Here is a 13,860-nt window from a genome sequence, read left to right as displayed (position 1 = left end):
CCGAGAGTCGCCAGACGCCCGGAGTGCATCAAGTGAAACTACCCAATCATCTCCACCGCGCTGCCTGCGCGCTGACCGCCACGCTCCTCCCACTGCCCACCTTCGCCGCCGACGCGAACGACGCAGGCGAGGATGCCAACACCATCATCGTCTTCGGCCGAGGCGAGGACAAGATCGGCACCGCTCATGCGGCAAGCGAGGGCGGCGTCGGCGGCGCGGACCTTCTCGTCCGCCCGCTGCTGCGCGTCGCCGAACTGCTCGAAGCGGTGCCCGGCATGGTCGCGGCCCAACATTCGGGCAGCGGCAAGGCCAATCAATATTTCCTGCGCGGCTTCAATCTCGATCATGGGTCCGACTTCACCACCTATATTGACGGGGTTCAGATGAACTTCCGCACACACGGTCACGGCCAGGGCTATCTCGACTTGAACGGCCTCATCCCCGAAATCATCGCGAGGGAGGATTTTCGCAAAGGCCCCTATCGCGCCGATGGCGGCGACTTCGCGCTCGCGGGCGCGGCCTATATGACCACGATCGACGGCTATGACCGTCCATGGGTCGCGGCGGAGGGCGGCTCCTTCGGCTGGCGCAGACTGGCGGCGGGCGGCACGGTAAAGGCGGGCGCAGGCAATCTCACCCTCGTCGCCCAGGCCAAGGCTTATGACGGCCCGTGGCAGGAGGCCGAACATCTGCGCCACTATGCAGGCTTCGCCAAATATACGCTCCCCGCCGGGGCCGGTAAGATCGACGCCACGCTCCACGCCTATCGCGCGACATGGCGCCCGACCGAGCAGATACCCGAACGGATCATCGGCACGCCGCTCTGCCCCGATGTCTTCTGTTCGCCCGATCCGTCCGCGCGCGGCGAAACGACGCGCATCATCGGCAACATCGCTACCATCCAGCCGACATGGCGCACCAATCTCTACGCGCAATTCTATGACTGGACGATGTTCTCCAACCCCACCTACACCGATCCCGACGGCACCAGCGCGCAGATCGAGCAGTTCGACCGCCGCTGGGTATTGGGCTTCACCGGCGAAAAGCGTTGGGACATCGCCCCGGCACTGCAACTGAAGCTCGGCACGGAAAATCGCTATGACGCGATCGGCAATGTCGGCGTCAATCGCACGTCGAACCGCGCCTTCCTATCCTCACTCGGCCGCTATCGCGTAAAGCAGGGTTCAGCAGCCCTTTATGGCGAAGCGACCGTCACGCCGCTGCCGGGCTTGCGAGTCACTGGCGGCCTGCGCGGCGACTATTATCATTACGACGTCCGCGCCCGCGACGCCGTCGCCGCTGCGCTGGGCGAAGGCAGCGGATCGGACACGCTCGTCTCCCCCAAGGCATCGGCCGCCTGGGCGATCACGCCGCGTCTTGAACTTTATGCCAATTGGGGCCGGGGCTTTCATTCCAACGATGCGCGCGGCGCGGTCAATGTCGACACGCCTGTCCCGATGCTCGTGCGCGGCACGGGCAAGGAATTGGGCGGCCGCCTGCAACTACCCGGCTTCACCTTCACCGCGACCTATTGGTGGCTGAATGTCGGCAGCGAGTTGCGCTTCGTCGGCGACTCAAACGCGGTCGAGCCCAGCGGAGCCAGCCGCCGCCACGGCTATGAGCTTGTCGCTTTCTGGCGCCCGCTCCCCTGGCTCGCCTTGGACGGCAACTACACCGCCAGCCACAGCCGCTATACCAATGGCGACCATATCCCCAACGCTTTCAAAAATGCCGCGTCCGCCGGGGCCGCCATCGTGCTCGATCCATGGGAAGCCAGCATCCGCGTCCGTCACCTTGGCCCCTCACCACTGATCGAGGACAATAGCGTGCGCGATTCCGGCAGCACGGTCGTCAATGCCCGCGCCGCGTGGAAAGGCAAGCGGGTGCAAGTCTATGCCGAACTGCTCAACATCCTTGGCAGCCGGGACAAGGACATCGCTTATTATTACGAGTCCTACCTTCCCGCCGCCGATGCGGAGCCTGTCGAAGGGAGGCTAAGCCGCGTGGTCGAACCGCGATCGGTGAGAGGCGGCGTCAAGTTCAGCTTCTGATGCTGGGGAAGGCCGCGTCTAGAAAGAGCCTGCGGCCTTTCCAATCAATGGCTTACATAATGAACGGCGATGTTCATAAAGTAAAAGTGAACAGAGCAACAATCAAACTTCAATAGAATACATGTTAAATACCCGTGGAAATTTTGAGACGTAGTTGACGTCTTTTCGCCGCTATGCAATTTTCCCCCTCGGCAATCTGGACAAAGAATCAGTAGCCTGGAGAGGATGCCAATGAAACACGCACCATTAAGGGGCGCCGTTTTTCACGCGATATTGCGTGACTGCCTGGAAGCACAGCGCGCCCCCAAGGAAACAGAAATACAACTGATCGCCTGCAAAATATGGCAGGACAGTTTCGCGGCGATCACGCACAAGAACTGGCACGACCTCGTACCGGGCGGCGAGGAGTATGAATACACCATCAACGCCGCGCGCATGGCCTTCGGCCTGCACGCGACCAACACCGCCGCCTAAATGGATAGCCCAATCCGCTTACGCCGACGATTGCCGGATCAAAGCTGGAACTGGGTTATCCATTCGCAGATCAGCGCGGGCTTGCTCTCGCCTTCTATCTCTACCGTTGCTTCGGTGGTCAGCTGAATCTGCCCCGGCCGCTTTTCGACGATCTCCAGCGGCTTGAACCTTCCGCGCACACGTTTGCCGGATCGAACGGGCGCCAGGAAACGCAGCTTGTTGCTGCCATAATTGATCTCCGTAGCGCCGTCGGGAACGATGTCGCCTCGCGCATCGGCGCACAGGTGCGGCAGGAGTGAAAGCGTCAGGAAACCATGAGCGATCGTCCCGCCAAAGGGTGACTGCTTCGCGCGCTCCGGATCGACATGGATATATTGATGATCCTTGGTTGCTTCGGCGAACTGGTCAATCATCTCCTGACTGACCAGGAACCAGTCCGACACGTCTTCCTCGTCCGCCCGCGCCTGAAGATAATCGAAAAACTGGCTCATTCCATTCACCCCCCATGCTGCTCCAAGAGCAAAACTATGCACAAGCATGCGCGAATGCGATAGGAAAATACTCCAGTGGTGATGAGGATCAGTTGGACCTTGTCAGCGGCGTCGAGTTACTTACCCTTCCCAAAAGAATAAGCTGGAGAGGCCATGACTGGAGAAGACAAGAAGCTTCGGCTGCACGAAAGCCGTGCAGCCGAAGAGTCGAGGGATGGATATCGATCGCGGAACCATCCACGATCAAACATCGCGGAATATGATCTAGCGCCGTGGTCGGCCCACATCATCCTTGCAGCGTGGGAAGGGATCATCTGATGAGCCCCTCTCATCCGTCCAACGACCCTTTCGGAATGGAACATGAGCTGCTGCTGGCGGCGCTCCGACGGCGGCTACGAGCAGCGGGCCTGACCCAGGCCGACGTCTCGAAAAAGCTTGGCGTGGGCACCGCCACCGTCAAACGATGGCTGCATGGCCGTGGGCTGGGCCTGCGCACCTTGTCGCAACTGTGCGCACTCGCCGACACCACGCTCACCGAAATCGCCGAAGAGGCCGCCGTGCGCGATCGGTCATCCGACAAGCTGACGCTGGCGCAGGAAAAGGCGCTGACCACAAGCCCCGAACTATCCACCATTTTCTTCATCATCGTCACGGGTTGGCCGGTGTCCGAAGCCGAGGAAGGCTTTGGCATACCGCCCGAACATATCGCGCAACATGTCGAACGGCTGGAAAGGTTGGCGCTGATCGATCGCCTGCCGGGAGGACGTCTACGTGCGCGGCTGGACCCGGCCCATGTGTGGCAACGCGAGCCCATGCGCAGGCATTTCGAACAGCATATGAAGCATCTGTTCTTCAATCTGAACTATGGGGATCCAGATACGATCTTCGGCGTGGAAACGGTCAAGCTGTCGCCCGTGGGCGTCGCGCGTGTCGCGGAAAGGATCGAGCGTTTCAGGGCCGAACTGCGGGAAATCGCGCAGGCGGATCGTCGCACCTCGGCCCTGCCCGGGGAATGGCACGCTGTTCTTGCAGTTGCATGTCCGGTGGCGCCGCTGAAACCTCGCTGATTGTGGATGGCCCTTGACGAAGGGATCATTTCAAGACACGCTGCATGCAAACAAGATAGCTCGGCCGAAGAGCTGATCGGTGGCCGAAGCTGTCAGGAGAGGATGCAGAAAGGGCTCGCGGCCATGTGTCGCAGATCAGGCTGCATCATGAACAATATAATGGCGGAACACCGCCAAACGTCCGTTTTCGGATGCGCGTACGCGTGTTCGGCCCCGGATGGTGGACCGAGCTTCTAAACGGAGCACGGCCGTATCGAGGGATGGCATCGCCCGACGAAAGGAAGGGGATTGCCATGCGTTCATCTATTGCCGTTGCGTTAGCGGGCATATCATCGTTCGCCACGACAGCGGCTCTGGCGCAGACTGCCGACCCGGCCACGCAGGCTGCGGTTCAGGGGCAGCTGGCCGACATCATAGTGACGGCGCAGCGGCGCGAGGAAAGCCTGCAAAAGGTGCCCGTCGCCGTGACCGCCATCGGCGCGGACCAGCTTGACCAGTTGCGCGTCACCAATGTGCGCAACCTCGCTGGCCTGGCTCCCAGCCTTCAGATCAATACGCAGGGCCTGCAATCCAATCCCACGATCATCATTCGCGGCGTGGCTTCCGGCACGTCCAACAATGCGGTCGATCCAAAAGTCGGCATCTATCTGGACGGCGTCTATATCGGCCGCACGGTCGGCTCGATCTTCGACCTGTCCGACATCCAGCGTGTAGAAGTGCTGCGCGGCCCGCAGGGAACGCTGTTCGGCCGCAACGCGACAAGCGGCGCGATCAGCCTTGTGACGGCTGCTCCAACGGGCGAGTTCGGCGTTCGCGGTACGGTATCCTATGGCAATTACGAGGCGTTCCGGACGAAAGTATCCGTCGACCTGCCCGCCTTCGGCCCCTTGTCGGTCAAGCTGTCCTACCTTCATGACGAGATTGAGGGTGATTATCGCAACCTCCTGGGCGGCCGCACCATAGATCTGCGTCAGCGCGACCCGTCATTCGGCGTGCAACGCATCGCCGACCGGCTAGGCGAACGCAATGTCGATGGCGTAGGCGTCGCGGCACGACTGAATCTGGGCGACCTGACCGCCGACTATCGCTTCGACTATACCGATGCGCGTTCGACCGGCCGGGCGATACAGAGCTATGGCGTCATCCCGGATGCATCAGGCCAGTTGTTGGCGCCGATTATCGCCTTCCAGCCGCTATTCGGCGGCATCACCAATATTTCGACTGATCGCCTGACGTCAGTCGCCAATGCGACCAGTCCCGAACATGTAGTGACGCAAGGGCATAGCCTCACCTTCACCTATCCCGTGAGCGATGAGATTACGCTCAAGAGCATCACTGCCTATCGCAAGTTCCGGCAGGATCCGAACATCTACGACCTTGGCGCGACCGGAGGTTTGCGATTTACGACCCTCCAATTGCAGGCATTGCTGGCACAAAATATTCCGGCCGTGCTCGACCCCAACAATGCGCCTCAGCCCAACGATTCCTTCTTTTCCCTGCTGACGTCGCGATCGACCAGTCAGAAGCAGTTCACCCAGGAATTTCAGGTCCAGGTCACATCCGAAGCCTTCGACCTGACCGCGGGCCTGTTCTACTTTCATGAAAATACCCCGGCGACAGACATATTGGGAATCTTCCAACCCGTGGCGAACGGCGTCGTCGTGGATACATCCACCGTGGGCGTCATTCCCAACGTACCGGTTGGACCAGTTGCCGCCGACATCAACGGCGACGGCGTGGTCAATGCGGCCGACTTCAACCCATCGCTCGACAGCATATTCGGCAGCGGACTGACGCGGACGCGCGCCATCAATGACAGCTACGCAGCCTATGGGCAGCTCACCTATCATCTGACCGATACGATCGATTTGACGGGCGGCATTCGCTACACGATCGACAAGCGGGAAAACCGGATCTTCGCAGTATCCGGCGGGCAGGGCGGCCAGTTGGGCGTCGGCGACTACAAGGTCGATTACAAAAAGGCCACCTGGGCGGCGATCGTCACCTGGCGGCCGACCAATCAGGTGACCGCCTATGGCAAAGTGTCCACCGGCTATGTGGCTGGCGGCATATTGAGCGGCATCCCCTATAAACCCGAAACGCTAACAGCCTATGAGCTCGGCCTGAAGACGCAAAGCTGGGGCAACCGGCTGCGGACCAATATCGCTTTGTTCTACAGCGATTATAAGGATCTTCAGACCCAGAACTTTATCAATGGCCGCCAATTCTTTGACAATGCAGGAAAGGCGAGCATCAAGGGTTTTGAACTTGAGGCCGATCTGGTGCCGGTGCGCGGGCTAACATTGAGCGGCAATCTGAGCTATACTGACCTTGATTATAAGAGCTTCATCCTGAACGGGGTCGAAGTTGCCGACATTGCCCGCACCACCTTTGCCTCCAAATGGCAGGGCCGCGCCTCGGTCCAATATGACAGCCCTGACATGAACATGGGCGGCCATATCTCGGCACGGGTGGACGGCCGTTATCGCAGCCGCGCGCCGCTGGTCTCAACGCCCTTCTTCGACCTTGCGGGCAATAGCGCGGACCTGAACCGATATGCCTACACCAAGGCATATTGGCTGGTTGATGGCAGGATCGGCTGGGTGGACATGCCCTTGGGCGGGACAAAGGCGTCTCTGTCGCTGTTCGGCCAAAACCTGTTCAACGAACATTATAATCCGTTCGGATCGCCCGTGCTGCAACTGATAGCCAGCTACGAACGCGGGCGGACCTATGGTGTCGAACTTGGGGTGAGTTTCTAAAAGACAGAATGAAGAGGAGAGACATGATGGAAAACGAGATTGCGGCGCGCGTAAGCAGCGCGGATTTTGAATATTATAATGGCTCGGGGCCGGGCTTCACGACCGAAAGCTCCGTCTTGATCAGTTCTTCGCCCTATCTCAACCACCCGCAACTGCGCGCGCTGATCGCTCAGGAGATGCTGCGGCGGAACGGCGCTGAACTGCCTAACACGGCCTATATTCCCGATGTCGTGAAGATATTGATGGAACTGGAAAACTGGCCCCGTATCTTCCAGCTGTTCGAGGAAGAAAAGGCGCGGCTTCCTGAATTCAAGACATGGCTGGACGGCAAAAAAGTCTCGCTGTTCAAAAATGAGGAACTGGCCGGTGCTGAGCCCGGCACGCTACGTGCCGTGATCTACGATTTCGTGGTCAATAGCGGCTATAATATGGACCATTTCTTCCAGGGGATGGAGATAGAGACCGATTTCGACTTCTACATGAAGGAGCGGACCCATACCCATGACATCGAACATATGATCACGGGTTTTGAAACCAATCATGCCGGTGAAATAGCGCTGCTGGCAGCGAACATGCGAGCGCTTTATAAATATTTCACGCCCGAACTCGCATCCTTCTTCAACCGCGTCAGTTCCTATCTGCGCGCCAAGACGATGATGAAGAGCGGGCTTTTCTATCCTGAATCAGTGAAGATAGAGCTCGATGCTGAAGACATTGGCGCAGCACAAGGGCGTAACTGGAAGCATCCCCTCTTCCTCATACCTTATCGCGATTATCTCGACTGGCAGGTCACAGATATTCGCGAGGAATTTGGCATCACTAATCCGCCAAAGCCCGGTGAATGGGCATGGACCACCGCAATCAGCGAGGACCCGAGGCCAAGCCATCAGGGCATGCCCTCCATGGCGGCGGAGTAAGATCAGGATTGGCGCTGCCCCTCTGATGAGGGGCAGCCGCCTACTACATTGCCGCGAAGTCGATCACCGTTACAGCATCGCTGCCGTCCCAGTCGCGGGCCGCCACGATCCCCGCTTCGCACATGCCGCGCATATCGGGGCCGCAGATAAACTCGAACAATTGGCCAGGCTCGCCGGGGACGCGCAAATAGGCGACGCGCGTGGCAGGGTTATGCGCCGTGAAAAGCACTTCCATGCCTCCCGCCACCGCCATTTCAACGGCAGCGTCCAGATCATCGACTATGCGAGCGATGTGGTGAAGGCCCAGCAAGCGCGACCCATCATCAGCCCGATAGGGTGACGGGGCGTCGTTCGTGGCCTCGATCAACTCAATTTGCACGCCATCCTGATAGGATAATCCGACGTGCATGGTGACGCGCGTCGGTTCGCCACGATATTGGCCATCCAGCGCGACATTGCGGAATACGGTCCATGGACCCACGCCCGAATGACTGATCCAGCGATTTATGCTGGCATCGAGATCGTCCACCAATATCCCGATCTGGTCGATCGCACCGAATTTTGCCAAATTCATATTCCCATTTGCAAGGACAGGGTGCGAACGGCCTGCACCGCCCGCACCCTTTTTCTTTATTCAGCGGCTTCCAACGAAGCCAGCGCGTCATTCGCCGCGGCGGTGGGCACCAGATATTCGCCCGGACGGGCGCCGGTATAGCGGTTGCCGTCGAAGGTCTTGACCCCATTCACCAGCGTAAGCCGCATGGGCGCAGCCGGACGAGTGAAGCGCCATGTCGTACCGCCATCGCCATCGGGCACGTCGAACCGCTTCTCCATATTGCGATATTCGACCTCGCTCAGGTTGAAGACGGCAATGTCGGCGCGCCGCCCGACCTTGATCTCGCCCGTATCATGGAGGCCGAAGAAATTGGCGAGCTTGCCCGTTTTTACATGGATCGCCTGCTCCACCGTCAGCAAGCCTTCCCGCACATATTTGGTGAAGAGCAGGATATTCTCGCCGCCACCGCACAGCATCTGAAGATGCGCGCCCGCGTCGGAGATATTCCCCACCGTCTGCGGGTCCAGCATCAGCTGGATGGTCAGGTCCTCATCCTTCGGGAAGGGCGCCATATGCACGGTGGATTTGGTGCCATTCTCAAGAATCCACTGCGCCATTGCGTCCGAACGGTGCAGGCCACGCGACTCCGCAAATTCCTTCAACGTACCGCCCACGGGGCCGGTGCCATTTTCGCTATCCAGCAGATACAGGTCCTGCGGATTATTCATCGGCGAATGGGGCCATGCCTTGGTGTCCCAACTCTCCCGCGCCCGCGCCCGCCAATCGGGATCAGCAAGCAAGCGCGCCTTCTCCTCAGGTGTTTCGGCGAGGACAACCTCATGCCAGACATAGTCATTGGACTGGGCGAAGATCAGCGACTTGACGAGGCTCAGCGTGCTGGTCGGCGAGACGTGCGCATAGCCGGGCCAGACATCGATCCCCTCTTCCTTCAGCTTCGCAAGGGTGTCCTGCAACCGGGGCAGAATATCCTTCTGGAATTCCAGCGTCGGAATGCCACCCGCCACCTGCATACGGATCGCCCGGCCTTTCGTCAGCCGCCCAAGCCGCTCCAGGCTTTCCGGGCCCGTCTTGCGCATGAAGGTGTCGATGATGACCTGATAAGTCGTGCCGGGATAGCGCTCCATCACCGCAAATAGCGCTTCGAATTCCGCATCATCGGCGAGCAATGTCGGGATGGCGCGGTCGTCGCCATCATGATCGTGCAGATTGTCCGACAACCCAAGAGCGCCAGCGGCCAGCGCATCCTCCAGCAATTCGGCCATGCGCGCAATCTCTTCAGCCGTTGCCGCGCGATCCCATGCTTCAACGCCCATCGCAGCGAGACGCAGGGCAATATGACCAACGAACGCAGAGTAATTGGCAGGCAGGCTGATGTTGCGCGCCATCGACGCCTTATATTCCGACCACTTCTCCCAGTCCCAGGGGACATTCTGGAGGAAGGGCTTCAACGGAATATCCTCGAAGAAGGAGAAAATCTTGATCATCTCCAGCTGCGCGGCCTTCTCCTTCGAAAGCGGCGCGGCGCTAAAGCCGCAATTGCCCAGAATTACCGTGGTCGCTCCGTTGCCGGGCAAGGGGTCCAGATCCGGTTGCCACCACATCGTCGCGTCATAATGGGTATGGCTTTCGATGAAGCCCGGCGTCACATAGCACCCACTGGCATCCACCACTTCCTCACCGGCGACGGCGGTCAGACCCGCGCCGATCTCGGTGATCCTGCCGCCTGCCACGCGCACGTCAGCAGCATAGCCGGGCGCGCCTGTGCCATCGACCACCGTGCCGCCACGGATCAACATGTCCGTCATCTCTCTCTCCTCTTGAGGCTTGTTTTCCCTCGAGCCGAAGCCATTGCATCTCTGTCGCCCGTTCACCGGCGATCGTGCTGGATGCAGGCTATCGCGACCCGGCCGACCACCGCAAGTTCACTGCCGGACAAGTGGGTGACAGGATCATCGAGTGATCCCGATCGGGATTGATGGGTGATCCCATCCATCGGGACCAGGATGCATCGGTCAACTGGAGGCCATCAAGGCCCGGCGGCGCAAAGCGCCCTGACCAGGACGATAACGCTTCCCTATCAAGCCGCCGATTGAAGCCCTCCGTCGACTCCCTGATCCGCAATGCCCGTAGCTGTAGAGAGCCGTTCAGGCTCCATCATAAGTGCGACAAAATGCCACCACGCAGGAGTAGCGGGGCGCAGTGCCAACAACTGCCCCTGGCGACGCACCGCAACCCAGCGGCCATCTTCGCGTTCAAATTTCCACTGGGGATCGCAGTTGAGCGGCACCTGTTCGAATTCAGGCGCACCATTCTGCCGAGGACCGATCGCCCGGAGCTGACTGGGAACTTCGTGGCAGACGCCTCCGGGAAACTCGACGAGAACGGACATGATCTACTCCATGCCAGCGGGTGGTCAAACCGCCGCCTCGTCCAAACGCACGACAAATGATTGAGTTCTCGAAATAAGGATAGAACATGACGCATCATGTTCGGGATAGGGCCGTCGAGAGCAGCAGAGCCGCTCTCCTACAGGCATCGACAATCACGCCGAACCCCGAATGTCGGGGGTTCGGCGTGACATTCAATCGTCAGTCGACATTCTCGATCACCAGCGCGATGCCCTGACCGCCGCCGATGCACATGGTGATAAGGGCATAGCGGCCGCCGATCCGCTTCAGTTCATAAGCCGCCTTGATCGTCAGGATTGCGCCGGTCGCGCCGACAGGATGACCAAGCGCGATGCCCGACCCGTTCGGGTTCAGCTTTTCCCCATCGAACTGCAACGCGTTGGCTACCGAAAGAGCCTGCGCCGCGAAGGCTTCGTTGGCTTCGATCACGTCCATCTGATCCAGCGTCAGCCCGGCCCGTTTCAGGGCAACCGGCACCGCCTTGATCGGGCCTTCACCCATATATTCCGGTTCCACGCCCGCATGGCCCCAGGCAAGTATCTTCGCCAGCGGCTTCAGCCCGCGCCGTTCCACTTCGCTTGCCGTCGCCAGGACGACGGCGGCCGCGCCATCATTGATGCCGGACGCGTTGCCTGCGGTAACCGTCCCATCCTTCTTGAACGCAGGACGCATGGCGGCCAGCGTCTCGGCGCTGGTGTCGGCGCGGGGATGTTCGTCCGTGTCGAAAATGGTCACGCCCTTGCGCGTCTTGACCTCGACCGGCACGATCTGCTCCTTGAACCGGCCTTCCGCGATAGCCCGCACCGCGCGCTGATGCCCTTCGGCCGCCAGCGCATCCTGCTGTTCGCGCGTGATGCCATGCCGTTCGGCGCAGTTTTCCGCCGTCACGCCCATATGGTATCCGCCGATCGCATCCTGAAGCCCGCAGACCAGCGCGTCCTCTACCGGATTGTCGCCCATCTTCCGGCCCCAGCGCGTGCCATGATCATGATAAGGCACATTGGACATCGATTCAGCGCCACCCGCGACGGTGATCGACGCTTCACCCAGCTTCATCATCTGCGCGGCCGATACGATCGCCTGTACGCCCGATCCGCAAAGCCTGTTCAGTGTCAGCGCCGGAACCTCAAACGGAACCCCTGCCTGCAAGGCGATGGCGCGCGACAGCATGCCATCGCGGGCACTGGTCGGCATCACCTGACCCATCACGACATGCTCAACGTCGGAAGCCGACACACCGGCACGGGACAGCGCTTCCTTCACGACAATGCTGCCGAGCTGCGAAGGCATGAAGGGCTTCAGCGAGCCGCCGAAATCGCCAATCGCCGTCCTGACGCCGCTGACAATATAAATATCTTCCATCTCTGATCCTCTGAGCAATGGGATGCGCCGTTCCGCACTTGCAGGCGCTCATGCGCCCCCACACGCAACTGTCAAGGACAATGCGCACCGTGCCACATGGGTGGCGGCGGCGCCTGACCATATAGGAATGGCTATGCTTGCCGACCAGATCAGCCACGACATATGGCCAAATCCCGGTCGGCCCGTTACGAACAAACCCATGACCAGCACCGCCCAGCGCGCCATCAGCGAACATGTCGTCCAACGCACCAGCAAGGGCCAGCGCACCGCCGACCGCTTGCTCGACACGGCGGAACTGCTGTTCGCGCAGAAGGGCTATGAGGCGACCGCATTACGCGACATCGCAGCGGCGGCAAATATCCAGCAGCCCGGCCTGTACAAGCATTTCGAAAGCAAGGACGCCCTGTACCGGCAGGTTCTGCAACGGGCGCTCCAACCCTTGGCGGACGAGATGGAAGCGACCATCAGCCGGTCGCCGCGAGAAGCCTCCTTTCGCACGCTGTCCGACAAGCTGATCGATGTGCTGGCACAGCATCCCAATGTGTCCATGCTGCTTATCCGGTCGATCCTGTCGCCCCCATCGGATCGGGACGAGATCGGCATGGCCTGGGTGGAACGGCTGATGGATTATGGACGGCGGATCACACGCGCGGCCGAGGTCGAGCCTCCGGCCGAGGATCTGATCCTCCAGATCGTTGCCATCTTCAACATGATGTTCGGCTATTTCTGGGCCGCCCCTCTTTCTCGAGGATTGGCAGGCATTGACCCGCTGTCTCCAGAGATGATCGAGCGGCAAAAGGCGCTGCTAAGCCGATTTATCGCGACGATCGAACAGGACCAGCCTGACGGGAAAGTCATGGCAGGCGCCTCACCGGAATAGCGGTCAACGTGCATCTGCCTTGTTTCCGATCCGTAACGCCTTAAACTGCCTTCTCACATTTTTCGCGAGGCGGGACGCCGATCGCCCAGCCTGGTCCCGGAGTAATAGTACAAACGATGTCCGCCACCCGTCTTTCCAGCGTCGGTCGCCGCGCTTCCATCATTGCAGCGGCCAGGGCGGTTTTCGCGCGCCACGGGTTAGAGGGCGCGCGGACGCAGCAGATCGCCCGCGCCGCTGGTGTGTCGGAAGCCCTGCTGTTCCGCCATTTTCCAACCAAGACGCACATTTATCGGGCCGTATTGCGCGAGGTGATCGCAGACCAGAATAAGGTCTTCCGATCATTCGGTGACGCCGAAGCCAGCACAGAGGGCTTGCTCGAAATTTTGCGGCGTACCTTCAGATATGCGACCGCCGGGATGTACGCCCTCAATGCAGAAGGCTTGCGCATGGTCTTAGGCAGCCTTGCCGGCGACGGAGGCTACGCTCGCCTCGTCTATCGCCGGGCCTTGCGCCTGACACTGCCCAATCTGGAAAAGGCGTTGCAGGCGGCACGGGCCGACGGGGGAATACCCGGAGAGGCGCTTTCGACAACGAATGTCGGCGCTTTCATAGAACATATCAGCACGATGATGCTGGTGGCGCGCTGCCATGAAAAGACTGCGATACCCTATGAGGAAGATCGCGTGTTGCGCGACGCGATCCTCTTCTGCGCACGCGGGCTTGGCGTCGCGGAACCACGCATCCAGCGATTCCTGGAGCAGATGAAATCATGCGAGCCCGAAACCGCGGCATTCATCCGATCGGGAACGCCTGTCACGCCGTAGGATGTGAATTGGGAACCTTCTTCACCAGCTTCGGTGGATTCGAGATA

General features: G+C 60.1%; 12 protein-coding genes. 7 read left to right on the top strand and 5 right to left on the bottom strand.

Going from position 1 to position 13,860, the window contains the following annotated elements; translation table 11 throughout:
- Positions 1-92: 92 nt before the first annotated feature.
- Together ACZ51H_RS15450 and ACZ51H_RS15445 are read left to right on the top strand one after the other, a co-directional pair.
- Positions 93-2,051, top strand: a complete 1,959-nt coding sequence (locus ACZ51H_RS15450) for a TonB-dependent receptor (RefSeq protein ID WP_464803465.1) — start codon at positions 93-95, stop codon at positions 2,049-2,051.
- Between the two features lie 231 nt (positions 2,052-2,282).
- A complete protein-coding gene (locus ACZ51H_RS15445; protein WP_449469799.1) occupies positions 2,283-2,525 on the top strand; it encodes a hypothetical protein in 243 nt (80 codons plus the stop codon).
- A 38-nt stretch (positions 2,526-2,563) separates the two neighbouring features.
- Here ACZ51H_RS15445 and ACZ51H_RS15440 read toward each other — a convergent pair whose 3' ends face one another.
- Positions 2,564-3,016, bottom strand: a complete 453-nt coding sequence (locus tag ACZ51H_RS15440; RefSeq protein WP_464802978.1) for a MaoC family dehydratase — start codon at positions 3,014-3,016, stop codon at positions 2,564-2,566.
- Between the two features lie 317 nt (positions 3,017-3,333).
- Between ACZ51H_RS15440 and ACZ51H_RS15435 the strand changes: the two genes are divergently transcribed.
- The 3 genes from ACZ51H_RS15435 (at position 3,334) to ACZ51H_RS15425 (ending at position 7,762) form a co-directional block, all read left to right on the top strand.
- Positions 3,334-4,083: a helix-turn-helix domain-containing protein gene (locus tag ACZ51H_RS15435; RefSeq protein WP_449469795.1), complete on the top strand. Its 750-nt coding sequence runs from the start codon at positions 3,334-3,336 to the stop codon at positions 4,081-4,083.
- A gap of 293 nt (positions 4,084-4,376) precedes the next feature.
- On the top strand, positions 4,377-6,845 hold the full coding sequence (locus ACZ51H_RS15430) for a TonB-dependent receptor (RefSeq protein ID WP_464802977.1): 2,469 nt from the start codon (positions 4,377-4,379) through the stop codon (positions 6,843-6,845).
- Between the two features lie 26 nt (positions 6,846-6,871).
- On the top strand, positions 6,872-7,762 hold the full coding sequence (locus ACZ51H_RS15425) for a hypothetical protein (RefSeq protein WP_460988434.1): 891 nt from the start codon (positions 6,872-6,874) through the stop codon (positions 7,760-7,762).
- A gap of 43 nt (positions 7,763-7,805) precedes the next feature.
- Here the strand turns inward: ACZ51H_RS15425 and ACZ51H_RS15420 are convergent, their stop codons facing one another.
- The 4 genes from ACZ51H_RS15420 to bktB form a co-directional block, all read right to left on the bottom strand.
- Positions 7,806-8,336 carry a VOC family protein gene (locus ACZ51H_RS15420; RefSeq protein WP_464773114.1) on the bottom strand — a complete coding sequence of 177 codons (531 nt, stop codon included), beginning with the start codon at positions 8,334-8,336 and terminating at the stop codon, positions 7,806-7,808.
- Positions 8,337-8,392: 56 nt separating this feature from the next.
- Entirely contained in the window at positions 8,393-10,144 is a 1,752-nt protein-coding gene (locus ACZ51H_RS15415) for an N-acyl-D-amino-acid deacylase family protein (protein WP_464802976.1), read from the bottom strand.
- A gap of 272 nt (positions 10,145-10,416) precedes the next feature.
- Complete coding sequence (locus ACZ51H_RS15410) at positions 10,417-10,728, bottom strand: hypothetical protein (protein ID WP_464773116.1); 312 nt, start codon at positions 10,726-10,728, stop codon at positions 10,417-10,419.
- 199 nt (positions 10,729-10,927) lie between these two features.
- Positions 10,928-12,109 carry a beta-ketothiolase BktB gene (bktB, locus tag ACZ51H_RS15405; protein WP_464773117.1) on the bottom strand — a complete coding sequence of 394 codons (1,182 nt, stop codon included), beginning with the start codon at positions 12,107-12,109 and terminating at the stop codon, positions 10,928-10,930.
- A 199-nt stretch (positions 12,110-12,308) separates the two neighbouring features.
- On the opposite strand from bktB, the gene ACZ51H_RS15400 reads away from it, so the two are divergent.
- Both ACZ51H_RS15400 and ACZ51H_RS15395 read left to right on the top strand, forming a co-directional pair.
- Positions 12,309-12,989, top strand: a complete 681-nt coding sequence (locus tag ACZ51H_RS15400) for a TetR/AcrR family transcriptional regulator (protein ID WP_464802975.1) — start codon at positions 12,309-12,311, stop codon at positions 12,987-12,989.
- Positions 12,990-13,105: 116 nt separating this feature from the next.
- On the top strand, positions 13,106-13,813 hold the full coding sequence (locus ACZ51H_RS15395; protein ID WP_464773119.1) for a TetR/AcrR family transcriptional regulator: 708 nt from the start codon (positions 13,106-13,108) through the stop codon (positions 13,811-13,813).
- Positions 13,814-13,860 lie beyond the last annotated feature (47 nt).

This window comes from Sphingobium sp. TomMM15 (assembly GCF_055397045.1).
This window is presented reverse-complemented; position numbering and strand designations above follow the sequence as displayed.

Bases quoted from the DNA above. Each gene is read 5' to 3' on its own strand.
- ACZ51H_RS15410 (WP_464773116.1), bottom strand. From the start codon at position 10,728: ATGTCCGTTCTCGTCGAGTTTCCCGGAGGCGTCTGCCACGAAGTTCCC.
- ACZ51H_RS15425 (WP_460988434.1), top strand. From the start codon at position 6,872: ATGGAAAACGAGATTGCGGCGCGCGTAAGCAGCGCGGATTTTGAATAT.
- ACZ51H_RS15445 (WP_449469799.1), top strand. From the start codon at position 2,283: ATGAAACACGCACCATTAAGGGGCGCCGTTTTTCACGCGATATTGCGT.
- bktB (WP_464773117.1), bottom strand. From the start codon at position 12,109: ATGGAAGATATTTATATTGTCAGCGGCGTCAGGACGGCGATTGGCGAT.
- ACZ51H_RS15415 (WP_464802976.1), bottom strand. From the start codon at position 10,144: ATGACGGACATGTTGATCCGTGGCGGCACGGTGGTCGATGGCACAGGC.
- ACZ51H_RS15440 (WP_464802978.1), bottom strand. From the start codon at position 3,016: ATGAGCCAGTTTTTCGATTATCTTCAGGCGCGGGCGGACGAGGAAGAC.
- ACZ51H_RS15430 (WP_464802977.1), top strand. From the start codon at position 4,377: ATGCGTTCATCTATTGCCGTTGCGTTAGCGGGCATATCATCGTTCGCC.
- ACZ51H_RS15420 (WP_464773114.1), bottom strand. From the start codon at position 8,336: ATGAATTTGGCAAAATTCGGTGCGATCGACCAGATCGGGATATTGGTG.
- ACZ51H_RS15400 (WP_464802975.1), top strand. From the start codon at position 12,309: ATGACCAGCACCGCCCAGCGCGCCATCAGCGAACATGTCGTCCAACGC.
- ACZ51H_RS15435 (WP_449469795.1), top strand. From the start codon at position 3,334: ATGAGCCCCTCTCATCCGTCCAACGACCCTTTCGGAATGGAACATGAG.
- ACZ51H_RS15395 (WP_464773119.1), top strand. From the start codon at position 13,106: ATGTCCGCCACCCGTCTTTCCAGCGTCGGTCGCCGCGCTTCCATCATT.